18 protein-coding genes and 1 rRNA gene are annotated in these 22,206 nt (G+C 63.9%); 8 read left to right on the forward strand and 11 right to left on the reverse strand.

Annotated elements, in window-relative coordinates; all coding sequences use genetic code 11:
* Positions 1-58: 58 nt before the first annotated feature.
* Complete coding sequence (locus tag OKW35_RS10235) at positions 59-748, forward strand: response regulator (protein ID WP_184056372.1); 690 nt, start codon at positions 59-61, stop codon at positions 746-748.
* A gap of 143 nt (positions 749-891) precedes the next feature.
* Here OKW35_RS10235 and OKW35_RS10240 read toward each other — a convergent pair whose 3' ends face one another.
* The gene (locus OKW35_RS10240; RefSeq protein WP_018418686.1) at positions 892-1,578 is read right to left on the reverse strand and encodes an orotate phosphoribosyltransferase; all 687 of its coding nucleotides are present in this window, start codon (positions 1,576-1,578) and stop codon (positions 892-894) included.
* 312 nt (positions 1,579-1,890) lie between these two features.
* Between OKW35_RS10240 and OKW35_RS10245 the strand changes: the two genes are divergently transcribed.
* Both OKW35_RS10245 and OKW35_RS10250 read left to right on the forward strand, forming a co-directional pair.
* Positions 1,891-3,135: an MFS transporter gene (locus OKW35_RS10245; RefSeq protein WP_429551812.1), complete on the forward strand. Its 1,245-nt coding sequence runs from the start codon at positions 1,891-1,893 to the stop codon at positions 3,133-3,135.
* 360 nt (positions 3,136-3,495) lie between these two features.
* On the forward strand, positions 3,496-5,778 hold the full coding sequence (locus OKW35_RS10250) for an NADP-dependent malic enzyme (RefSeq protein ID WP_429551813.1): 2,283 nt from the start codon (positions 3,496-3,498) through the stop codon (positions 5,776-5,778).
* 158 nt (positions 5,779-5,936) lie between these two features.
* Here OKW35_RS10250 and OKW35_RS10255 read toward each other — a convergent pair whose 3' ends face one another.
* Complete coding sequence (locus OKW35_RS10255; protein ID WP_429551814.1) at positions 5,937-9,527, reverse strand: indolepyruvate ferredoxin oxidoreductase family protein; 3,591 nt, start codon at positions 9,525-9,527, stop codon at positions 5,937-5,939.
* A gap of 386 nt (positions 9,528-9,913) precedes the next feature.
* Between OKW35_RS10255 and OKW35_RS10260 the strand changes: the two genes are divergently transcribed.
* Positions 9,914-10,099 carry a hypothetical protein gene (locus OKW35_RS10260; RefSeq protein WP_090802620.1) on the forward strand — a complete coding sequence of 62 codons (186 nt, stop codon included), beginning with the start codon at positions 9,914-9,916 and terminating at the stop codon, positions 10,097-10,099.
* A 138-nt stretch (positions 10,100-10,237) separates the two neighbouring features.
* Here OKW35_RS10260 and hppD read toward each other — a convergent pair whose 3' ends face one another.
* Positions 10,238-11,335 carry a 4-hydroxyphenylpyruvate dioxygenase gene (gene hppD / locus OKW35_RS10265; RefSeq protein WP_429551815.1) on the reverse strand — a complete coding sequence of 366 codons (1,098 nt, stop codon included), beginning with the start codon at positions 11,333-11,335 and terminating at the stop codon, positions 10,238-10,240.
* Between the two features lie 189 nt (positions 11,336-11,524).
* On the opposite strand from hppD, the gene OKW35_RS10270 reads away from it, so the two are divergent.
* Complete coding sequence (locus tag OKW35_RS10270) at positions 11,525-12,022, forward strand: Lrp/AsnC family transcriptional regulator (protein WP_184034682.1); 498 nt, start codon at positions 11,525-11,527, stop codon at positions 12,020-12,022.
* A gap of 99 nt (positions 12,023-12,121) precedes the next feature.
* Here OKW35_RS10270 and OKW35_RS10275 read toward each other — a convergent pair whose 3' ends face one another.
* From OKW35_RS10275 to paaA, 8 genes are all read right to left on the reverse strand, one after another.
* Complete coding sequence (locus OKW35_RS10275) at positions 12,122-12,790, reverse strand: GNAT family N-acetyltransferase (RefSeq protein WP_090802188.1); 669 nt, start codon at positions 12,788-12,790, stop codon at positions 12,122-12,124.
* 278 nt (positions 12,791-13,068) lie between these two features.
* Positions 13,069-13,680 (reverse strand): TetR/AcrR family transcriptional regulator, encoded by a 612-nt coding sequence (locus OKW35_RS10280; protein WP_429356267.1) that lies wholly within the window; start codon positions 13,678-13,680, stop codon positions 13,069-13,071.
* A 17-nt stretch (positions 13,681-13,697) separates the two neighbouring features.
* The gene (locus tag OKW35_RS10285; RefSeq protein ID WP_429551816.1) at positions 13,698-14,513 is read right to left on the reverse strand and encodes a DUF1835 domain-containing protein; all 816 of its coding nucleotides are present in this window, start codon (positions 14,511-14,513) and stop codon (positions 13,698-13,700) included.
* Between the two features lie 175 nt (positions 14,514-14,688).
* Positions 14,689-15,777 (reverse strand): 1,2-phenylacetyl-CoA epoxidase subunit PaaE, encoded by a 1,089-nt coding sequence (paaE, locus tag OKW35_RS10290; protein WP_184034674.1) that lies wholly within the window; start codon positions 15,775-15,777, stop codon positions 14,689-14,691.
* A 1-nt stretch (position 15,778) separates the two neighbouring features.
* Positions 15,779-16,348: a 1,2-phenylacetyl-CoA epoxidase subunit PaaD gene (gene paaD / locus OKW35_RS10295; protein WP_429408089.1), complete on the reverse strand. Its 570-nt coding sequence runs from the start codon at positions 16,346-16,348 to the stop codon at positions 15,779-15,781.
* A gap of 7 nt (positions 16,349-16,355) precedes the next feature.
* Positions 16,356-17,177 (reverse strand): 1,2-phenylacetyl-CoA epoxidase subunit PaaC, encoded by an 822-nt coding sequence (gene paaC / locus OKW35_RS10300; RefSeq protein WP_429408091.1) that lies wholly within the window; start codon positions 17,175-17,177, stop codon positions 16,356-16,358.
* An 8-nt stretch (positions 17,178-17,185) separates the two neighbouring features.
* The gene (paaB, locus tag OKW35_RS10305; protein ID WP_018418671.1) at positions 17,186-17,470 is read right to left on the reverse strand and encodes a 1,2-phenylacetyl-CoA epoxidase subunit PaaB; all 285 of its coding nucleotides are present in this window, start codon (positions 17,468-17,470) and stop codon (positions 17,186-17,188) included.
* Positions 17,471-17,506: 36 nt separating this feature from the next.
* Positions 17,507-18,508 (reverse strand): 1,2-phenylacetyl-CoA epoxidase subunit PaaA, encoded by a 1,002-nt coding sequence (paaA, locus tag OKW35_RS10310; RefSeq protein WP_429551817.1) that lies wholly within the window; start codon positions 18,506-18,508, stop codon positions 17,507-17,509.
* Positions 18,509-18,755: 247 nt separating this feature from the next.
* Here paaA and OKW35_RS10315 point away from each other — a divergent pair, with 247 nt between their 5' ends.
* The 3 genes from OKW35_RS10315 to OKW35_RS10325 form a co-directional block, all read left to right on the forward strand.
* Positions 18,756-20,378 (forward strand): NAD(P)/FAD-dependent oxidoreductase, encoded by a 1,623-nt coding sequence (locus OKW35_RS10315; RefSeq protein ID WP_429551818.1) that lies wholly within the window; start codon positions 18,756-18,758, stop codon positions 20,376-20,378.
* Positions 20,379-20,491: 113 nt separating this feature from the next.
* Complete coding sequence (locus OKW35_RS10320) at positions 20,492-21,772, forward strand: SGNH/GDSL hydrolase family protein (protein ID WP_429551819.1); 1,281 nt, start codon at positions 20,492-20,494, stop codon at positions 21,770-21,772.
* Positions 21,773-22,124: 352 nt separating this feature from the next.
* Positions 22,125-22,206: ribosomal RNA gene (locus OKW35_RS10325) — 16S ribosomal RNA — on the forward strand; the annotation flags it as partial.

Below are 22,206 nucleotides of genomic sequence, written 5' to 3' on the forward strand. Positions count from 1 at the left end.
AGCGTCAAAAGCAGTGTTAGAAGTTGTGGAGACCGGTTTATCCGTCCAGAGGAGGACGATGCAAGTTTCACTCAGGGTCGTGGTGGCAGACGATCATCCGGTTATTCTGTTTGGCGCTGAAAATGCGCTGCTCAAATTTCCCGGTATGCAAGTCGTTGGGCGCGCAAGGCAGTCGACTGAACTTATCAAAATGTTGCAATCCACCGAATGCGACGTGCTCGTCACCGACCTGGCCATGCCGGGCGGTCAGTACGGCGACGGCTTGCAACTCATCGACTATTTGCGCCGCAATTTCCCGAATCTGCCGATCGTCGTGCTCACCATGCTCGAGAACGCCGCATTGCTCAAACGGCTCAAGGAACTTGGCGTGACGTCGGTCGTGAACAAATCGGACGATCTCAGCCATATTGCGCTTGCGGTACAACACGTGGGCCGTCGTATGACCTATATGAGTCCGTCGGTGAAGGCGGTGCTCGATGGGTTGCGGGTCAATTCAGCCGGCAAGCGCGACGACTCGAAGCTGTCGCGGCGCGAACTCGAAGTCGTGCGCCTGTTCGTATCGGGTATGACGATCAAGGAAATATCGGAGCGTTTGAATCGCAGCATCAAGACGATCAGCACACAAAAAAACGCGGCCATGCGCAAGCTCGGAATCGATCGAGACTCCCAACTATTCCAGTATGCGCAGAGCAATGGTTTGCTGAATCTTTCGTCGAACTCGAGTAAGGACATCGCGAACCAGTCCTGATATCGGCCTCGTTTCGTCCGCCGGGTAATCGGCGATAAAAAATCGGCGATAAAAAAAGCCGCCTGTTGCGAAACAGGCGGCTTTTTCATTCAATCCGCATAAAGCGGCTACGTTTTTATTGTCACTGCCTTAGCGCGATGGCTTTATTGCGGCGTAGACGTCGCACCGCCATGTGCAGCGGACCATTCGGCCGGCGCGTGCAGGAATTTTTCCACTTCGTCGATCGTCTTCGTGTCGAAGTAGTTGTTCTGCTTCGCGACGCGCAGCACGTCCCACCATGTGGCGAGCGCGTGCAGATCGACGTCGATGTCTTTCAGCACCGACACGCTTTCCTTGAAGATGTTGTAGTGGAACAGCACGAAGCAGTGGTTCACCGTCGCGCCGGCGGTGCGCAGCGCGTTGATGAAGTTGATCTTGCTGCGGCTGTCGGTCGTCAGGTCTTCGACGAGCAACACGCGCTGGCCTTCGGTCAGCAGACCTTCGATCTGCGCGTTGCGGCCGAAACCCTTCGGCTTCTTGCGCACGTACTGCATCGGCACCATCAGGCGGTCGGACAGCCATGCCGCGAACGGGATGCCCGCGGTTTCGCCGCCGGCGACCGCGTCGATCTGCTCATAGCCGACGTCGCGCAGGATCGTCGCTTCGGCCATTTCCATCAGGCCGCGGCGCACACGCGGATACGAGATCAGCTTGCGGCAGTCGATATACACCGGGCTCGCCCAGCCGGACGTGAAAATATACGGTTTCTCCGCGTTGAAATGCACTGCTTGTACTTCGAGCAGCATTTTGGCGGTGGTGTCGGAGATCGTCTGGCGATCGAAGCCTGTCATGGGCGGATCCTTCGGAGTGAGCGGGGGAGAAGCGGGCGCTGGGCCCGGTGGCGCAGCAAGCGGGGTATGCCGCGCCATGCTGGGCGGGATACGCGGCCGGGGGAAGAGCACAGACCGGCTTTTGCTGCGCGCGTGGGCCGCTATTTTACCTGAAATGGGTCGCACCGAGGAGGCCGTCGTGCGCGGCGGCGCAGCCGGCGGGCGCTTTGGCGCGCGCATCGTCTTGTGACCGGGTGAGGCCGCCTTTACACTCACGCGACTTTCCCGGGACGCTTCCCACGCAGCCGCCTTCAGACCTACGGAATGCTTTCAATGAACGCCGCTCCACCCGCCTCCGCCTCCGCCACCGAAACCCGCTCCGCCGTCCAACCGGGCTATGCGGGCCGCGCGCTGCTTGCGTCGGTGCTGGGTTATGCGATGGACGGCTTCGATCTGCTGATTCTCGGCTTCATGCTGCCGGTGATCGCCGCCGACCTGCATCTGAGTTCCTCGCAGGCCGGTGCGCTGGTCACATGGACGCTCATCGGTGCGGTGGCGGGCGGCGTGCTCTTCGGCGTGCTCAGCGATTATTTCGGCCGCGTGCGCATGCTGACGTGGACGATCCTGATCTTCGCAGTGTTCACCGGCCTGTGCGCGCTCGCGCAAGGCTACACGGACCTGCTGATCTATCGGACCGTCGCCGGGATCGGGCTGGGCGGCGAATTCGGCATCGGTATGACGCTGGTCGCCGAAGCGTGGCCAGCGTCGCAGCGGGCGCGGGTGTCGTCGTATGTCGGGCTCGGCTGGCAGCTTGGCGTGCTGGCGGCCGCGTTGCTGACGCCGCTGCTGCTGCCGGTGATCGGCTGGCGCGGCATGTTCGCGCTCGGGCTGCTGCCGGCGGTCGTGTCGTTCTTCGTGCGGCGCCGCGTCGAGGAGCCGGCGCTTTTCGACCAACGCGTCGCGCGCGGCATGCGCAAGCTGCCGCTGAAACTGCTGTTCGTCGATGGACGCACGACGCGCGCGAGCCTCGGCGTCACGATCCTGTGCTCGGTGCAGAACTTCGGCTATTACGGGCTGATGATCTGGCTACCTAGCTATCTGTCGAAGACCTTCGGCTACTCGCTGACCAAATCGGGGCTGTGGACCGCCGCGACGATTCTCGGCATGGCGGCCGGCATCTGGCTATTCGGCATCGCCGCCGACCGCTTCGGCCGCAAGCCGACGTTCCTGTTCTACCAGGCGGGCGCCGTCGTCATGGTGTTCGTCTATGCGCAACTGACGACGCCGATGGCGTTGCTGATCGGCGGCGCGGCGATGGGGGTGTTCGTCAACGGCATGATCGGCGGCTACGGCGCGCTGATTTCGGAGCTCTATCCAACCGATGCGCGCGCCACCGCGCAAAACGTGCTGTTCAACGCGGGTCGCGCGGTGGGCGGCTTTGGGCCGGTCGTCGTGGGCGCGCTGGCGGCGCGCTACTCGTTCGGCGCGGCGCTCGCGCTACTGGCGTCGATTTACCTGCTCGACATCCTCGCGACCCTGTTTCTGATTCCTGAGCGACGCGGCGCCGAACTCGACTGACCGCGTCGACGAAGCGCATCCTTCAATCGCTTCGAATACTGCGAATGCGTGGACCATGCGGCCCGCATGGCGCCCCGCCGCGTGGCGGAAAAGCACGGCCGGGTAGTGGCGACGCAGCGTCCTGAGCGCCTGTTTCGCTAATGGCGAGTCCTGTTAACCACTCAGTGCATCGACACGTCCGGGGTGTACACTAATCGACCCGCGAAGCACTCCACATCGTCCCGTCTTCGTCGAGGTAAGCCGTCGCGCCTGACCGGGCGCGTGCGAAAACCGCCTCGGTCGGCTATCGGTCCGACAGATGAAAGCGCTGCAACGATGTGTGTCGCCGGGCCCAATCACTTACGTCTCGCAGGCCTAGAAATGGACGAACAACTCAAGCAAAGCGCTCTCGCATATCACCAGAATCCGAAACCTGGCAAGATTTCGGTGACGCCTACCAAGGCGCTGTCGAACCAGCTGGATTTGTCGCTCGCGTATTCGCCGGGTGTGGCGGCAGCCTGTATGGCAATTTACGAGGAACCGCTCGACGCGCAGAAGTACACGTCGCGCGGCAACCTCGTCGGCGTGATCACGAACGGCACCGCGGTGCTCGGCCTCGGCAACATCGGCCCGCTTGCCGCGAAGCCGGTGATGGAAGGCAAGGGGTGTCTGTTCAAGAAGTTCGCGGACATCGACGTGTTCGACATCGAGCTGAGCGAATCCGATCCGGACAAGCTCGTCGAGGCGATCGCGATGCTCGAGCCCACGCTGGGCGGCATCAACCTCGAGGACATCAAGGCACCCGAGTGCTTCTACATCGAGAAGAAGCTGCGCGAACGTATGAAGATTCCGGTCTTCCACGACGATCAGCACGGCACCGCGATCATCGCATCGGCGGCGATCCTGAACGGCCTCAAGGTGGTCGGCAAGAGGCTCGACGAAGTGAAGCTGGTCTGTTCGGGCGCGGGCGCGGCGGCCATTGCGTGTCTGGATCTGCTCGTCAATCTCGGTCTGTCGAAGCAGAACATTCTCGTCGCCGACTCGAAGGGCGTGATCTACGAAGGGCGCGGCAACCTCGATCCGTCGAAGGAGCGCTATGCGGCGCACACCGAAGCGCGCTCGCTCGCCGATGCAATCCGCGGCGCCGACGTGTTCCTCGGCTGCTCGAGCGCCGGCGTGCTGAAGCCGGAGATGGTCGCCGAAATGGGCTCGCAGCCGCTGATTCTCGCGCTCGCGAACCCCGAGCCGGAAATCCGTCCGGAAGAAGCGCGCAAGGTGCGCCCGGACTGCATCATCGCGACCGGCCGGTCGGACTATCCGAACCAGGTCAACAACGTGCTGTGTTTCCCGTTCATCTTCCGCGGCGCGCTCGACGTCGGCGCGACGACGATCACCGAAGAAATGAAGCTCGCGTGCGTGCGCGCGATTGCCGAACTGGCCGAGGAAACCGACCAGGGCGATGAAGTCGCGAAGGCCTACGAAGGCCACTCGCTCGAATTCGGTCCCGAATACCTGATTCCGAAGCCGTTCGATCCGCGTCTGATCATCAAGATCGCGCCGGCCGTCGCGCAGGCCGCAATGGATTCGGGCGTCGCGACCCGCCCGATCCAGGACATGGATGCGTACCGCGAACAGCTCGGCGCGACCGTCTATCGCTCGGGCATGGTGATGCGGCCGGTGTTCGCGGCGGCGAAGTCTGCACCGGCGCGCATCGTGTTCGCGGAAGGAGAAGACGAGCGCGTGCTGCGCGCCGCGCAGTTCGTGCTGCTCGAAAAGATCGCCAAGCCGATCCTGGTCGGCCGTCCGTCGGTGATCGAGATGCGTCTGAAGAAGATGGGCTCGAAGCTCAAGTGCGGCGAAGACGTCGAGATCGTCGATCCGGAAGACGATCCGCGCTATCACAAGTGCTGGCAGGCGTATCACGAACTCGGCGCGCGCGAAGGCGTGACGCCGGACGTCGCGAAGGCCGCGATGCGCAAGTTCAACACGCTGATCGGCGCGATCCTCGTGCGCCTTGGCGAAGCGGACGGCATGATCTGCGGCATGATCGGCCAGTTCCACACGCATCTGAACTTCATCGAGCAGGTGCTCGGCAAGGCCGACGACGTCGAGAACTTCGCCGCGATGAATCTGCTGATGCTGCCGGGCCGCAACATGTTCATCTGCGACACGTACGTGAACGAAGTGCCGACCGCCGAGCAGCTTGCCGACATGACGATGCTCGCCACGCGCGAAATCGAGAAGTTCGGCATCACGCCGAAGGTCGCGCTGCTGTCGAACTCGAACTTCGGCAGCGCGCCGTCGTCGTCGTCGCAGCGCATGGCCGCGGCGCGCAAGCTGATCACGCAACGCGCGCCGTCGCTCGAAATCGACGGTGAAATGCACGGCGACGCGGCGCTGTCGGAGACGGTCCGCAAGGCCGCGTTCCCGGGCACGACGCTCGCCGGCGAAGCGAATCTGCTGATCATGCCGAACGTCGAAGCGGCGAACATCGCGTACAACCTGCTGAAGGTCGTGGGCGGCGAGGGTGTGACGGTCGGGCCGTTCCTGCTGGGTGCGGAAAAGCCGGTGCATATCCTGACGCCGGCCGCGACCGTGCGCCGTATCATCAACATGACGGCGGTCGCTTCGGCGAACGCGCGCAAGTCGGTGAACGCGAAGTAACGTGCATCACGTGAGGTTGGCGCGGGCGCGGCATTAACGCGCGCGCGGCGGCCTGGGCAGAAGCGCTACGGAATCTCGGTTCCGTAGCGTTTTTTTGCGCCTGAAAAAAGCGGCGGCCCGTGCAGACCGCCGCTTTTCGGTTCAGTTGGGAGAGTCGATCAAGCCGCGTGCTGCGTCTTGCCCGCATCCGGCGAACGCCAACGCGCGAGCAGCTCGTTCCACTTGATGCGCACGCCTTTCAGGTTGTTTTCCTTCACGTGCCCATAGCCGCGGATGCCGTCGGGCAGATTCGCGAGCTCGACCGCGAGATCGCGTTTCTGAGAAGTCAGCCCGCCGATCAGCTCACGCACCAATGCCTCGTATTCGCCGATCAGCGCGCGCTCGGTGCGACGCTCCCCGGTGTTGCCGAACACGTCGAACGCGGTGCCGCGCAGGAACTTGAGCTTCGCGAGCACGTGCATCGCGCGGAACATCCACGGGCCGTACTTCTTCTTCACCAGATGGCCGTGCGCGTCCTTCTTCGATAGCGTCGGCGGCGCGAGATGCAGGTGCAGCTTCCAGTCGCCTTCGAACGTCGCGTTCAGTTTTTCGATGAACGCCGGGTCGCTGTACAGACGCGCGACTTCGTATTCGTCCTTGTACGCCATCAGCTTGTGCAGGTTCTTCGCGACCGCCTCGGTCAGCGGCATTTGGCCGTCGGCGGAATCGAGCGCTTCTTCCGCGGCCCGCACCTGCGACACCAGCGCGCGATAGCGCTCCGCGTACGCACGGTTCTGCCAGGCGGTCAGATAGTCGGCGCGCTTGTCGATCAGCGTGTCGAGCGCCTTCGGCGTATGCAGCGCGATGATCTTGCCGCCCGCGCTGTCGGCCGGTTCGCCGCGTCCCTGCGTTTGCGCGAGCTTGCGTACCGCAGCCAGATCGTGCGCGGCACGCCGGCCCCATTCGAACGCCGCGCGGTTCTTGTCCACCTGCACGTTGTTCAGCTCGATCGCGCGAATCAGCGACTTGTGCGTGAGCGGCACCCAGCCGCGCTGCCACGCATAGCCGAGCACGAACGGGTTCGTGTAGATCGCGTCGCCGAGCAGCGCGACGGCGAAGTGATTCGCGTCGACGGTCGAGACGTTGTCATCGCCGGCCGCGGCGCGCACGTCGGCTTCGGTGCTGCTGCCGGGGAAGCGCCAGTTCGGGTTCTTGATCAGCTCGGCCGTCGGCGTGTGCGCGCTGTTCAGCACGACGCGCGTGCGATCCGCGTGCATCCGCGACACGCATTCGTCGCTGGCGGTGACGATCGCGTCGCAGCCGATCACGAGGCTCGCTTCGCCCATTGCGATGCGGGTCGCGTGGATGTCGGCGGGCTGCTTCGCGATCTGCACGTGGCTCATCACGGCGCCGCCTTTCTGCGCGAGGCCGGTGACGTCGAGCACCGTGACGCCCTTGTTCTCGAGATGCGCGGCCATGCCGAGCAGCGCGCCGATCGTGACGACGCCCGTGCCGCCGACGCCCGTCACCAGAACGCCGTACGGACGGTCGATGGACGGCAACTCGGGATCCGGCACCGGCGGCATTTCGGCGCCCGACGCCGCCTTCGGCTTGCGCAACTGGCCGCCTTCAACGGAGACGAAGCTCGGGCAGAAGCCGTTCACGCACGAGAAGTCCTTGTTGCAGGTCGACTGGTTGATCTGGCGCTTCGTGCCGTACTCAGTATCGAGCGGTTCGACCGACAGGCAGTTCGACTTCACCGAGCAGTCGCCGCAGCCTTCGCACACCGCTTCGTTGATCACGACGCGTCGTGCCGGATCGGGATACGCGCCGCGTTTCCTGCGACGGCGCTTTTCGGTCGCGCAGGTCTGGTCGTAGATCAGGATCGTGGTGCCCGGAACCTCGCGCAGCTGACGCTGCACGTCGTCGAGCTGGTCGCGGTGGTGAATTTCGACGCCGGGCGCGAGGCCGACGTTTGCCGCGTACTTCTCCGGCTCATCGGTGACGATGACGATCTTCGCCGCGCCTTCGGCGGCGAGCTGATGCGTGATCTGCGGCACGCTCAGCACGCCGTCGACCGGCTGGCCGCCCGTCATCGCGACCGCGTCGTTGTACAGCAGCTTGTAGGTGATGTTCGCCTTCGACGCGATCGCCGCGCGAATCGCGAGCAGCCCCGAGTGGAAGTAGGTGCCGTCGCCGAGATTGGCGAACACGTGCTTGTCGTTCGTGAACGGCGCCTGGCCGATCCACGCGACACCTTCGCCGCCCATCTGGCTGAACGTGCTGGTGCTGCGATCCATCCAGACCGTCATGTAATGACAGCCGATGCCGGCCATCGCGCGCGAGCCTTCCGGCACGTTGGTCGACGTGTTGTGCGGGCAGCCCGAGCAGAACCACGGCTTGCGCTCGACTTCGACGCGCGGCCGCGCGAGCGCCTTTTCCTTCACCTCGATCACCGCGATGCGCGCGGCGATGCGGGCGCGCACATCCGATGGCAGATCGAACTTGTCGAGCCGCGTGGCGATCGCCTTCGCGATGATCGCGGGCGACAGCTCGTAGTGCGCCGGCAGCAACCAGTTGCCCATCGGCACCGACCATTCGCCGCCCGCGCCGTCCTTCTCGTCGAACTTGCCGAATACGCGCGGGCGCTGCGCGTCGGGCCAGTTGTATAGCTCTTCCTTGATCGCGTATTCGAGGATCTGGCGCTTTTCCTCGACCACCAGAATTTCGTCGAGACCGCGTGCGAAGGCCTGCGCACCTTGCGCTTCGAGCGGCCACACGCAGCCGACCTTGTACAGCCGGATGCCGATGCGCGAGCAGGTTTCGTCGTCGAGACCGAGGTCGGTCAGCGCCTGGCGCACGTCTAGATAAGCTTTGCCGCCGGTCATGATGCCGAAGCGCGCATGCGGCGAATCGATTTCGACGCGGTCGAGTTTGTTCGCTCGCACGTAGGCGAGACCCGCGTACCACTTGTAGTCGAGCAGACGCGCTTCCTGCACGAGCGGCGGATCGGGCCAGCGGATGTTCAGCCCACCGTCGGGCATCACGAAGTCTTCCGGCAGGATGATGTTGGTGCGGTGCGGATCGATATCGACCGATGCGGACGATTCGACCACGTCGGTCACGCACTTCATCGCGACCCAGAGGCCCGAGTAGCGGCTCATCGCCCAGCCGTGCAGGCCGAAGTCCAGATATTCCTGCACGTTCGACGGAAACAGCACCGGCAGCCCGCATGCCTTGAAGATGTGTTCGGACTGGTGCGCGAGTGTCGAGGATTTGGCCGCGTGATCGTCGCCGGCGAGCACGAGAACGCCGCCGTGCCGCGACGAGCCGGCCGAGTTGCCGTGCTTGAAGACGTCACCGGACCGGTCGACGCCGGGGCCCTTGCCGTACCACATCGAAAACACGCCGTCGTATTTGGCGCTCGGGTACAGATTGACTTGCTGCGAACCCCATACGGCGGTGGCCGCGAGGTCTTCGTTGACGCCGGGCTGGAACACCACCTGATGCGCGGCCAGATGCTTTTTCGCTTTCCACAGCGACTGGTCGAGCCCGCCGAGCGGCGATCCGCGGTAGCCGGAGATGAAGCCGGCCGTGCTGAGGCCGGCGGCGCGGTCGCGTTCCTGCTGCAGCATCGGCAGACGCACCAGCGCCTGGATGCCGCTCATGTACGCGCGGCCGCGATCGAGGGTGTATTTGTCGTCGAGCGTGACGGAAGACAACGCGGCTTCGAGCGAGGCTCGCTGACCTGCGTCTAGCGGGGCATTCATTATGTGTACTCCTCCACTTCAGCTTGGGATCACCAAAACTTTTCTGGCCCCGGCATCTCGTGAATGCTGGGGCCGGGGTCGTCATATTGACGGGTTTTAAGCGATGGTAGCACTGGTGGAAACCCGCCGCAGCGGATCAAAAATCGCCCGCGCACGGTCTGATTTCGGCCGGTTTCGCGACAAGTTGCCGACGTGTTGTCAGCAGTTGTCGCGGATTTCCGCCGGAATGGAGTTGTATTGCGCCTGCGCGTGTAACAAGCTGTAAAACCTACAAATTTGCGGAACCGCAGTGAAAACGACTGTCTAACCCCGACCTGCGAGCGATGCCGAACGCCGCGCATTCTGTGCAGCTTCTGGACAGCAGGGCAGTTAGAAAAGGAGTACGCATGAACACAAGAAACATCCAGACCTTCCTGATGGTTTCCGCCGCTTTCTTCGCGATGAGCGCGCCGGTGCGCTCGAATCCGGGCAGCACGGGGGCACTGTCGAACGCGATCATCCGCACGGCGCAGGTGGCGCCGGCGCGGGTCGACGGTGCGATCGGCAGCGATCGGTACAGGCAGAATTCATGACGCACCGCATCGCGCGCGTCTAATGACGACCGGCCGCCGTTCCGAAGAGAGCGGCGGCGTTGCAACGTAAAAGGGCGAGGATCCTGCGATCCTCGCCCTTTTTTCTTGTGCGCGCCGATCAGGCGCGAGTCTGCGTGGTCAGGTCTTGTCCTGCACGACGCCGCGGCGAATCTGATCGAGCTCGATCGATTCGAACAGCGCCTTGAAGTTGCCTTCGCCGAAGCCCTGGTTGCCCTTGCGCTGAATGATCTCGAAGAAGATCGGACCGATCTGGTTTTCGGTGAAGATCTGCAGCAGCAGATCGTCCGCTGCGCCGTCGATCAGGATCTTGCGCTTGCGCAGTTCCTCGAGCGGCTCGCCATGATTCGGCACGCGTCGGTCGACGAGTTCGTAGTACGTGTCGATCGTGTCGAGCAGTGAAATGTCCGATGCGCGCAGGCCGTCGACGGTGCGGTAGATGTCGCTGGTGCCGAGCGCGATGTGCTGGATGCCTTCGCCGTGGTACGCGTCCAGGTATTCCTGGATCTGACCGGCGGTGTCCGAGCCTTCCTCGTTGATCGGAATGCGAATCTTGCCGCACGGCGAGGTCATCGCTTTCGACTTGACGCCCGTCACCTTGCCCTCGATGTCGAAGTAGCGCACCTCGCGGAAGTTGAACAGGCGCTCGTAGAACTCCGCCCATTCCTGCATGCGGCCGCGATGCACGTTGTGCGTCAGGTGATCGATATAGGTCAGGCCGTGACCGACCGGGTTCGGGTTCGCGCCCGGAATCGGCTCGAAGTCGACGTCGTAAATGTCGATGTCACCGATGCTGTTCGGCGTCGCGCCGTTCTTGCCGCGCCAGCGGTCGACGAAATAGATCAGCGAATCGCCAATGCCCTTGATCGCCGGGATGTTCAGCTCCATCGGGCCGGTCTTGTTGTCGAAACCCCATGCGCCTTTTTCGAGCGCTTGGGCGTAGGCCTTCGCGGCGTCCTGTACGCGAAACGCAATCGCGCAGATCGACGGGCCATGCAAGCGCGCGAAGCGCTGCGCAAACGAATGCTTCTCCGCGTTGACGATGAAGTTGATGTCGCCCTGACGATACAGCATCACGTCCTTATGACGATGCCGCGCGACGGCCGTGAAGCCCATCTGTTCGAACAGCTTGCCGAGCGCTTTCGGGTCCGGCGCCGTGTATTCGATGAATTCGAAGCCGTCAGTGCCGACAGGATTTTCCCAAGTTGAAACCTGCATCGTCAGTCTCCAATCCCATGCAAGAGGGTTGCCGAGGCGCGCAGGCGGTGAGCGCGCGGGACGGTCGGCTGAGCGCGACCGGATGGGGCAAGTGTAGAACCGCGATGAAGACAAAAACTTGCGAACTTAATCACGCGTCGCTACGCTTGAGCCAGTTTATGGCTCTATTCGAACGACACGTGGCAGAACATGGCTATTGGCGAGATAGACGCGATCGATCGACGCATTCTGGCGATCCTTCAGGAGAATGGCCGGCTATCGAATCAGGAGATAGCGGAACGGATCAATCTGTCGCCGAGTCCGTGCCTGCGGCGGATTCGCCGGCTCGAGGAAAGCGGCGTGATTCGCGGCTATGTCGCGCTGCTCGACGCGCAACGTCTCGGGCTTGACCTGCTCGCGTATGTCAGCGTGCGGCTGGAGAAGGGTGGCGGTCGCGCGTTCAGTCCGCATGGCGAGGCCACGCATGCCGATCTGTTCGGCGCGGCCGTGCAGACGTGGCCCGAAGTTGTCGCATGTCACGCGATGACGGGTGAGATGGATTACCTGCTGCGCGTCCAGGTGGAGGACATGGCGCACTTTTCGCGCTTCGTGCAGGATCAATTGCTGCGGCATCCATCGGTGATCGATGTGAAATCGAGCTTTTCGCTAGAAAAGATCAAGGAAACGACAGCGCTGCCCATTTTGTAGGCTTCACGCGCACGGTCCTACGCGTGGCGTTGATTGGGTACAGATAGAAAAGAGGGCGACCTTGCGGCCGCCCCAATCTCATTTCCCCGTAGCGATTATTCAGGCAGCGACAGCCACCGGCATGAACGACTCGAACAGTCGCGATGCCTGGCGTGCGTGGCGCTTGAGCGCGTAATCGAACACGGCGGCCTGCTCCTGCAGCATTTCCGCGAGGATGCTCGACTGATCGGCCGGCGACAGCGTCAGATAGGCGTCGGCCTCGCCGTACGCGTACTCGATCTTCATGCCGGCCTTCCTGGCGATGTGCATCATGGTCGAATTGCGCGCCAGGCAGTGGATGTACAGCGTCGTCACATGCGTGTTGCGGCTGCGGATCGCGGCACGCTCGAATAGCCTCGAGCCGATACCGATGCCGCGTGCGCTTTCGAGCACGGAGACGCCGAATTCGGCGGTGCGCTTGTTGCCTTCGGCCGGCAGGTAGGCCAGATGGCCGACGCCGCTCAGTTCCAGCTTGCTGTTGAACACGCCGAACACGGTGTCGCGCGTGAAGTCGATCGCGCGCACGTAGTTTTCGATCACATGGTTCGGCACGACCTGGCCGAAGCGCAGCAGACGGTCTTCTTCGTCGAGCGCGAGGAAGTGAGCAAGCAGGCGTTCGCGATCGGCGGCGGTGAGTTCACGGACCAGAACGTGCGCGCGTTCAGCAGGCAGCGACGCGCGATCGTTCGGCGCGATCGGCTCGGTGTTGCGATGGGTCAGCATGTTCATGGTCGGGTTCTCCTTTTAATCAGGCGGCGTTGTGCACCGCAAAAACGATTTTAACGGAAACCTAAGCCATTCACTAGGGAAAACCCGTATCCAAAGTCGAGGTGAATACCTGGAGCGCTGGAACCCTAAATTTAATTATTTGATTTTAAACAGAAGTTAAAAGTGATCGCACGTTCGTGACACGATGCCGCATGGATTCCCTGCGCTGATTTATTTGGTCTGCATGTTGTTGCTTTGCAACATGCAGTGCGCGGGTTGCGATCTGTTCAGACCATCGTCTACCTGGCCGGCGCGCTGGCGAGACCATGCTCGACCATGCCGACCACCTGCTCGGCGAACTCGCGATAGCCCATCCGGCCGTCCGGCTTGAGCCACGTGAAGGTCCAGTTGATCATGCCGAACACCATCATCGTCAGCGCGGTCTGGTTGTCGCGTGTCGCGCGTTCGGGATAGGCGCGCACGAGCTGCCGCGCGAAGGCGGCGACTACGTCGCGCTGACGGTTCAGGATGATCTCGCGCTGCGAATCGACCAGATACTTGACATCGTTCAGCAGCGCGACGTGCCGGCTGTGCGACGTCTCATACTCGGACAGGAACGCGCGGATCAGCTCCGCGAAGGTTTCTCGCTCGCTCAGTTCGCGCCGCTGGCTCGATCCTTCCACCTCGGCGATGATCAGCATCAGGCGCTTCGTGTAGCGATCGAGCAGATCGAACAGGATTGCTTCCTTGCTCTCGTAATAGTGATAGAGGCGCGCTTTCGAGGTGCCGCTCGCCGCGGCAAGATCGGCCATCGACGTGCTTGGATAGCTGGTCTGCGCGAACTTCGCGGCGGCCAGTTCGAGAATCTGCTCGCGTTGGGTCTCGTGGTCGGGGGCTCGGGTGCGGGCCATATTCGTCTGTTCTTATCTTATTGGGGTGAGCAGAGGGTGGATGCCGCGCGCAGTTCGAGCGAGCGCCATTCGTTCGCGTCGCCGCGCAGGCGGATGCGCCGCAGCGCCGCGAGTTCGCGCATGCGCCACAGCACGATGCTGTCGCTGACGAGGAACCCCAACCCGGCGGTCATCACGTAGGCGGCGACGCGCGCGGCGGGCTGCCAGTCGTCGGGTGCGCGGTCGAGGATCAGCGCGTCGATCTCGGCAACGCTGCCGCTCGTGAAGGTGTTGTCACGCCAGCGCCGCGTCTCGCCGTTCGCCTGTTTGACCTCCTGCCATTCGAGCGCGAGCCGGCTGATGCGCAGCACGGAAATCGGCGCGGCGTCCGGCAGGTGTGTCTGCAATACGTCCGGCGCAAACATGCCGACCGATGTCGCGCAATCCTTGCGGCTATGCGCCCACGCTTGCGGATCGGCGAGGTCGGCGATCGACAGACGCACTTCGTTCAAACGCTGCGGGCTGTTGCGCACCAGGTAGCAGACGCGGCGCAGCATCAGTTGATCGGACGCGCTTTCGGCGTGCCACACCACGAGATTCGCGGTGCTGCTGGCGAGGCCGTCGAGCACCGCGGCCTGTTCGCGGAACTCGCGCACGAAGTCGCGTTGCGTGTCGGCGCTGACGCGTTCCCAGAAGTCGGCGCGCACGTGCGGAGCGTCGTCGACGCCGCGTAACGGGCCGACCGCCAGATCGTCCCGCAGCGGCTGCACGCGATCGTCGCGGCCCGCCTGGTCCAGCGCGGTACGCAGCGACTCGGCGGCGACATCGCCGTTGGTGAGGTGAATCGTGCTCATGGGCAAGGGCTTGCAGTGACGCCAGCAGCTGTAACAAAAAGAGGCCGCTCGCCGACTGGAACCCGATGTCCCGATCGATGAGCGGCCTCTAGTTTAAGCGGATCGCGAAACGGCCGAAAGCGGTGGCGGACGTCACGGGCGGGCAGTCCGTACATAGGCCATGAAAGCACTCGACTCAACGTTCGTCGTAACTGACGACGACCTTGTCGCTAACCGGATGACACTGACACGTCAGCACGAACCCGTCGCGGACCTCGTGTTCTTCGAGCGTGTAGTTCTTTTCCATCTTCACTTCGCCCTCGAGCACCTTCGCGCGACAGGTGCAGCACACGCCGCCCTTGCACGCATACGGCAGCGCGAGACCGGCGCGCAGCCCGACGTCGAGCACGCTCGTGCCCTGATACGGCAGGCGCAGCTTGCGGCGCTTGCCGTCGAGCACGATTTCGAGCTCGGCCGCGGGGGTGTCCGCGGTGATCTCGACGGGCGGCACGCCCGCCTGCGGCAGCGGCGTGCCGAAGCGCTCGACGTGCACCTTCGCGGGCGGCACGCCGGCTGCCTTGAGCGCGGCCTCGGCCGCATCCATCATCGGCGCGGGGCCGCAGATGAACGCTTCGTCGATCGCGTCGGCCGGCAGTAGCTGCTCGATGAACGCCGCGCATTTTTCCTGGTCGAGCACGCCGTTAAACAGCTCGACGTCCTGCAGGTCGTCCGACAGCACGTGATACAGCACGAAGCGGTTCATGAAGCGGTTCTTCAGATCCTCGAGCTCCTCGGCGAACATGATCTGGTCGACGCTGCGGTTGCCGTAGACGAGCGTGAAGGTGCTGCGCGGCTCGACTTCGAGCGTCGTCTTGATGATCGCGAGCACCGGCGTGATGCCCGAGCCGCCCGAGAACGCGAGGTACTGCTGCCCCTGTTCCGCGTTCAGGTGCGTGAAGAAACGGCCGTCGGGCGTCATCACGTCGATCGTGTGGCCCGGCTGCAGCGTGTCGAACGCGAAGTTCGAGAAACGCCCGCCGCGCACGCGCTTGATGCCGATGCGCAACTCGCCGTCGCGATCGTAGTCGGTGACGCCCACGCAGATCGAATACGAACGGCGCGTTTCCTCACCGTCGATATGCGTCTTCAGCGTGACGAACTGCCCCTGCGTGAAGCGATAGTGGTCGCGCAGTTCGGGCGGGACTTCGAAGGCGACCGAGACCGCATCGGCGGTTTCGGGGCGCACTTCGCGGATACGCAGCGGATGGAATTGCGGGGTGGCCATATCAGTACGGTTTGAAGTAGTCGAAGGGTTCGCGGCAGTCGAGGCAGCGATACAGGGCCTTGCAGGCGGTCGAGCCGAATTGCGCGAGCCGCTCGGTGTGCGCCGAGCCGCAGCGTGGGCAGCCTGGGGCCGGCAGCGCGCGCGGCACGAAGCGCAGCACTTTCTCCTGCGGCGCTGACGTCGCGGCTGAACCGCAGTTGCCCGTCGGCGGCGCGATGCCGTAGACGCGCAGTTTTTCGCGGGCTTCAGCCGTGATCCAGTCGGTGGTCCACGCCGGCGCGAGCACGGTGGCGACGCGGTATGGCGTGAGCTGCGCGGCCTCGAGCGCACGGCCGACGTCTTCGGCAATCTGCGACATCGCCGGGCAGCCCGAGTAGGTCGGCGTGATCACGACTTCGAGCGCGCCGTCGGCGGCGCGTCGCACGTCGCGCAGGATGCCGAGCTCGCGGATCGACACCACCGGGATCTCCGGGTCGGGTACCGCTTCGAGCACGGTCCATGCGCGGGTGAGCGCGGCGTCGGTCGTGGCAGCGGCGGCGTTCGCGGGCTGCGGGGCGGTCGAGGTCGTCATCGCGTACTCACCAGCTGGCGCCCGGATGCTGGCGCGCGAGGCTCTGCATTTGGGCGAGCACGAAACCCATGTGCTCCGAATGCTCGCCGTGCTTGCCCGTGCTCACGTGCCGCAGCGCCGCGGGCAGCGTCAGCGTGGCCTGGTCGAGCGTGGCGCGCACGTCGTCGAGCCACGCGGCTTCCAGCGTCGAGGTGCGCGGGCCGATGCCGGCCGCGGCGACCGCGTCTTCCACCGCGTCCGCGCTGAAGAACTCGTACGTGTACGGCATCAGATAGTCGAGCGCGGCCTGCGCGCGACGGTGCGATTCGTCGGTGCCGTCGCCGAAACGGATCAGCCACTCGCTCGCGTGATGCACGTGGTACTGCGTTTCCTTGATCGACTTCGCGGCGATCGCGGCGAGCTGCCCGTCGGTGGAGCCCGTCAGCGCACCCCACAGATGCATCATCAGCGTCGCGTACAGGAAGTTGCGCACGATCGTGACCGCGTAATCCTTCCCGGCCTGCGCGGTGCCGGCGAGCGGCCCGTAATGCGGCAGCTCGGCGAGCGTGTAGTTCGCGAATTCGCGCTCGGCGCGGAAGTACGCGTAGTCGTCTTCGCTGCGCTGACGGCCGGTGAGCGGCGCTTCGAGCGCGGCCGCGTGCGTGTACAGCAGGCGCGCCTGGCCGATCAGGTCGAGGCTCATGTTCGACAGCGCGATGTCCTCCTCGAGGATCGGGCCGTGGCCGCACCACTCGGTGTTGCGCTGACCGAGGATCAGCGCGGTATCCGCGAGGCGCAGCACGTACTGGAGATGTTCGGGCGTAATGGGCGTAGTGGACGTAGTGGTCATGGCCGCGCTTACATGTGGTTGACTTCGTCGGGGAGCGTGTAGAACGTCGGGTGGCGATAGATCTTGTCGCCCGCCGGTTCGAACAGCTCGGCCTTCTCGTGCGGCGCCGAGGCCGTGATCGCCGAGGACGGCACCACCCAGATGCTCACGCCTTCCTGGCGGCGCGTGTAGACGTCGCGCGCCATGCGCAGCGCCATCGGCGCGTCGGCGGCATGCAGACTGCCGCAGTGTTTATGGTCGAGTCCCTGCTTGCTGCGCACGAACACTTCCCAAATCGGCCATTCCTTGTTCATTGCTGATCTCCTGATTCCTTTGATGTGCGGTGCCACTCAGGCGGCGTGCTGTTGCGCGCGCTGGCGCTGCTTTTCCGCGTGGGCGAGCGCGGCTTCGCGTACCCAGGCGCCGTCTTCATGGGCCTTCACGCGGGTCGCGAGGCGCTCGCGGTTGCACGGGCCGTCGCCATTGACGACGCGCCAGAACTCTTCCCAGTCGATGTCGCCGTAGTCGTAATGACCGCGCGCCTCGTTCCATTTGAGGTCCACGTCGGGCAGCGTGACGCCGAGCACCTTCGCCTGCTCGACGGTCGCATCGACGAATTTCTGGCGCAGGTCGTCGTTGGTGATGCGCTTGATGCCCCATCTGGCCGACTGGTTGCTGTGGACCGAGTCCTTGTCGCTCGGGCCGAACATCATCAGCACCGGCCACCACCAGCGGTTCACCGCCTGCTGGACCAGCTCGCGCTGCGCCTCGGTGCCGGCCATCATCGCGAGCAGCGCGTCGAAGCCCTGGCGCTGATGGAACGACTCTTCCTTGCAGATGCGGATCATCGCGCGGGCGTACGGGCCGTACGTGCAGCGGCACAGCGGGATCTGGTTCATGATCGCCGCGCCGTCGACGAGCCAGCCGATCACGCCGACGTCGGCCCAGGTGGGTGTCGGGTAGTTGAAGATGCTCGAATACTTGGCCTTGCCCGCGTGCAGCGCGTCGATCAGCTGCTCGCGCGAGACACCGAGCGTTTCGGCGGCGCTATACAGATAGAGGCCGTGGCCGGCTTCGTCCTGCACCTTGGCGATCAGGATCGCCTTGCGCTTGAGGCTCGGCGCGCGCGTGATCCAGTTGCCCTCGGGCAGCATGCCGACGATCTCCGAGTGCGCATGCTGCGAGATCTGCCGCACCAGCGTTTTGCGGTACGCGTCGGGCATCCAGTCCTGCGGCTCGATCTTGCCGTCGGCGCTCATGACCGCGTCGAAGCGAGCCTGTTGTTCGGGCGAATTCGCGTCCGCGTCCAGCGGGGCAACGTTGCCGGGGATATCGAGGGATTGGGTGTACATGAGGGACGCTCTCTCTGGAGGAGTGGTCTGTGTCGGCGTAGTATAAACCAACCGACCGGTCGGTTAATAAATTTTTTGTGCAGAGACGTTGGGGCTGATAGCTCGTCGAGGGCGTCGAAGCATGCATGCTGGTTTGCCCGGTTTCGACGGGCCGGCGCTTCATGACCGGCCGTCACCCCGCGCCGACACTTACCGGTAAAATTGCGAATTGGCCGCGATTTGCGGCCCACTTGCATCTCCGGCACTCATGTTACGTCTAAGCGAAATCAAACTCCCGCTCGATCATCCCGAAAGCGCCCTCGAAGCCGCCATCCGTGCGCGCCTCACGGAACTCGGCGTGGCGCGGGACGGGCTCATCCGATACACCGTGTTTCGCCGCGCGCACGACGCGCGCAAGCGCGCCGACATCAAGCTCACCTACATCGTCGATGTCGAGGTCAAGGATGAAGGGGCCGCGCTAAAACGGCTCGCCGACGTGCCGCATTGCGCCGTGACGCCCGACATGAGTTACAAGTTCGTCGCCGAAGCGCCCGCCCAACTGAGCACGCCGCGTCCGGTCGTCATCGGCATGGGGCCGTGCGGACTGTTCGCGGGCCTGATCCTCGCGCAGATGGGCTTCCGGCCGATCATCCTCGAGCGCGGCAAGGCCGTACGTGAGCGCACCAAGGACACGTTTGGCCTGTGGCGCAAATCGGTGCTGAATCCCGAGTCGAACGTGCAGTTCGGCGAAGGTGGCGCGGGCACCTTTTCGGACGGCAAGCTCTACAGCCAGATCAAGGACCCGAAACACTACGGCCGCAAGGTGCTCGACGAATTCGTGCGGGCCGGTGCGCCGGAGGACATCCTGTACCTGAGCCGGCCGCATATCGGCACGTTTCGTCTCGTCAGCATGGTCGAGAAGATGCGCGCGAGCATCCACGAGTTGGGCGGCGAAGTGCGCTTCGAAACGCGTGTCGAGGACATCGAGATCGACAACGGCCAGGTGCGCGGGCTGAAGCTGTCGACCGGCGAGACGCTGCGCTGCGACCACGTTGTGCTGGCGGTCGGCCATAGCGCACGCGATACCTTCCAGATGCTGTACGACCGCGGCGTTCACGTCGAGGCGAAGCCGTTTTCGCTCGGTTTTCGGATCGAGCATCCGCAAGGGATCATCGATCGGAGCCGTTTCGGGAAATTTGCCGGTCACAAACAGCTCGGCGCAGCCGACTACAAGGTGGTGCACCACTGCAGCAACGGGCGAGCGGTTTATAGCTTCTGCATGTGTCCCGGCGGCACCGTGGTGGCGGCCACGTCCGAGCTGGGGCGCGTCGTCACGAACGGCATGAGCCAGTACTCGCGCGCGGAGCGCAACGCGAACGCGGGCATCGTGGTCGGCATTACGCCAGACGACTACCCGGGCGGGCCGCTCGCCGGCATCGCGTTCCAGCGCAAGTGGGAGGAGCGGGCGTTCGAGCTCGGTGGCGGTAACTATATGGCTCCAGGGCAGTTGGTCGGCGACTTCATCGCGGGGCGGCCGTCCACTTCACTCGGCTCGGTCGTTCCGTCGTACAAGCCGGGCGTGCGGCCAACCGATCTCAGCACCGCGCTGCCCGACTACGCGATCGAAGCGATTCGCGAAGCGCTGCCACAGATGGAGAAGAAAATCGCAGGTTTCGCGATGCATGATGCGGTGCTGACCGGCGTTGAAACGCGAACTTCGTCGCCGGTACGCGTGCGTCGCGGCGACGACTACCAGAGTGTCAACGTCAACGGGCTGTATCCGGCGGGCGAGGGTGCGGGGTATGCGGGCGGGATCTACTCGGCGGCAATCGACGGAATCGAGGTCGCCGAAGCGGTCGCGCTGAAGATCATGAGTCAGCAAACGGCGTGAGACCGAGCCGGCACAGCCGCCGGGCGCCGGGGTAAGCGGACCTGCCTGCGATTGCCGGCGCTTGCCGCGTCGTTCGGGCACAATGCGCGTTTCGCCTCGAACCGATCTTCCGAATGACCATTCGCACCCTGGCTGCCGCATGCGGCGCGGCGCTGCTTGCCCAATTTGCCCCGTTTGTCGTTTCCTCGAGTGCGTTCGCTGCCGAAGCGTCCGAGCATTGGGTCGCCGTTTGGGCGACCGCGCTGCAACCGATTCCACAGCGGGCCGAGTTGCCACCGCTGTATCGCGCGCCGGAAGTCGCCGGGCGCACCGTTCGGCAAATCATGTATCCGACGTTGTCGGGGAGGGTGGCGCGAATTCATCTGAGTAATGCGTACGGCAAGACGCCTCTCGTCATCGACGAACTGCGCATCGCGCGCTCCGCCGGTGGCGCGGCAGCAGTCGAGGGCGCCGGCAGTCGGGTGACGTTTGGCGGTAAGGGCGCGGTCAGCGTTCCGCCTGGCGGCGAGGTGGACAGCGATGCGGTCGCGATCGATGTCGTCGAGGGCGCGCCATATGCGATCAGTGCGTTCGTGGGACCGGAGCAGCGGATCGTCGCATGGCACCGAGTGTCGAATCAGGTAAATTATGTGTCCGGGCCCGGCAATCACACCACCGACGCGTCCGCCACGGCGTTTCCCGGCCGCTTCACGCAATATGTGTGGGTCACAGGTTTGTCGGTGGAGGCGGCGGCACCGTCGCTTGCGGTGGCCGCGATCGGCGACTCGATCACCGACGGCATGCGCTCCACCCTCAACCAGAACCGTCGCTGGCCGGATGCGCTGGCTCGGCGGCTGGCGGCGAGCGGCGCGCAGTCGACCGCGATCGTGAATCTCGGCATCAGCGGCAACCGGCTCCTGAGCGACTCGCCTTGTTATGGCGACGCGCTTGCGAGCCGCTTCGAGCGCGACGTTTTGCGACGTCCAGGCGTCAAAGCGGCGATCCTGCTGATTGGCATCAACGACATCAACTTTGCGGCAATGCCGCCTCATGGCGGGCTCGACTGCGATTTTCCTCATACGTCGGTCACGGCTGCCGATCTGATCGCCGGTTACCAGCGAGTGATCGCGGCCGCGCGGCGCAACGGTGTCAAGATGTTCGGCGCGACGCTGACGCCGGCGTCGCTGCCACCGGAGCGGGAAAAGATCCGACTCGCGGTTAATCAGTGGATCCGAACTAGTCGTGCTTTCGATGGCGTCGTAGACTTCGACGCGGCGTTGCGCGATCGGACGCAGCCGGAGCGTCTGCAGCGCGCTTTCGATAGCGGCGACCACATCCATCCAAGCGACGCGGGCTACGCGGCTATGGCCGCTGCAGTTCCTGTCGAGGTCGTGGTGGATGCGACCCGGAAGTGAGCGGCAACTTTTTTAAGCGAAAGCAAAAACGGGTATTGACGAGACGTGAAAGAGTCTCCATAATCTCGCTTCTCTGCTGCAGACGCAGCGACGCAAACGAAGCAGTGCCGGGTAGTGGTGGTTCAGGCGCGGCGGGTTTGGCGGACCGATCTTTAAAAACTAACAGTCGATAAGTGTGGGCGCTTGATGCGGGATGCGGCAGCGGATTCTCCGGAATCTGCTGTCAGGCAGAAGTATCAGAAGCCTCACACAGTATTAGAGGAAGGTTTGTCTGTCGAAAGACGGATCAATCATCGTCAGTACGTTGAGTGAGCGACCGGGTTCGAGAGAGCCCGAACACAGTAACAGGTTTGAACTGAAGAGTTTGATCCTGGCTCAGATTGAACGCTGGCGGCATGCCTTACACATGCAAGTCGAACGGCAGCACGGACTTT

It is taken from the genome of Paraburkholderia sp. MM5477-R1, assembly GCF_050436385.1.
GTDB lineage: Bacteria > Pseudomonadota > Gammaproteobacteria > Burkholderiales > Burkholderiaceae > Paraburkholderia > Paraburkholderia tuberum.

Bases quoted from the DNA above. Each gene is read 5' to 3' on its own strand.
- OKW35_RS10235 (WP_184056372.1), top strand. From the start codon at position 59: ATGCAAGTTTCACTCAGGGTCGTGGTGGCAGACGATCATCCGGTTATT.
- OKW35_RS10250 (WP_429551813.1), top strand. From the start codon at position 3,496: ATGGACGAACAACTCAAGCAAAGCGCTCTCGCATATCACCAGAATCCG.
- OKW35_RS10240 (WP_018418686.1), bottom strand. From the start codon at position 1,578: ATGACAGGCTTCGATCGCCAGACGATCTCCGACACCACCGCCAAAATG.
- OKW35_RS10285 (WP_429551816.1), bottom strand. From the start codon at position 14,513: ATGAGCACGATTCACCTCACCAACGGCGATGTCGCCGCCGAGTCGCTG.
- OKW35_RS10315 (WP_429551818.1), top strand. From the start codon at position 18,756: ATGTTACGTCTAAGCGAAATCAAACTCCCGCTCGATCATCCCGAAAGC.
- OKW35_RS10270 (WP_184034682.1), top strand. From the start codon at position 11,525: ATGGCTATTGGCGAGATAGACGCGATCGATCGACGCATTCTGGCGATC.
- OKW35_RS10280 (WP_429356267.1), bottom strand. From the start codon at position 13,680: ATGGCCCGCACCCGAGCCCCCGACCACGAGACCCAACGCGAGCAGATT.
- paaA (WP_429551817.1), bottom strand. From the start codon at position 18,508: ATGTACACCCAATCCCTCGATATCCCCGGCAACGTTGCCCCGCTGGAC.
- paaB (WP_018418671.1), bottom strand. From the start codon at position 17,470: ATGAACAAGGAATGGCCGATTTGGGAAGTGTTCGTGCGCAGCAAGCAG.
- hppD (WP_429551815.1), bottom strand. From the start codon at position 11,335: ATGCAGGTTTCAACTTGGGAAAATCCTGTCGGCACTGACGGCTTCGAA.
- paaE (WP_184034674.1), bottom strand. From the start codon at position 15,777: ATGGCCACCCCGCAATTCCATCCGCTGCGTATCCGCGAAGTGCGCCCC.
- OKW35_RS10275 (WP_090802188.1), bottom strand. From the start codon at position 12,790: ATGAACATGCTGACCCATCGCAACACCGAGCCGATCGCGCCGAACGAT.
- OKW35_RS10320 (WP_429551819.1), top strand. From the start codon at position 20,492: ATGACCATTCGCACCCTGGCTGCCGCATGCGGCGCGGCGCTGCTTGCC.
- OKW35_RS10255 (WP_429551814.1), bottom strand. From the start codon at position 9,527: ATGAATGCCCCGCTAGACGCAGGTCAGCGAGCCTCGCTCGAAGCCGCG.
- paaC (WP_429408091.1), bottom strand. From the start codon at position 17,177: ATGACCACTACGTCCACTACGCCCATTACGCCCGAACATCTCCAGTAC.
- paaD (WP_429408089.1), bottom strand. From the start codon at position 16,348: ATGACGACCTCGACCGCCCCGCAGCCCGCGAACGCCGCCGCTGCCACG.
- OKW35_RS10245 (WP_429551812.1), top strand. From the start codon at position 1,891: ATGAACGCCGCTCCACCCGCCTCCGCCTCCGCCACCGAAACCCGCTCC.
- OKW35_RS10260 (WP_090802620.1), top strand. From the start codon at position 9,914: ATGAACACAAGAAACATCCAGACCTTCCTGATGGTTTCCGCCGCTTTC.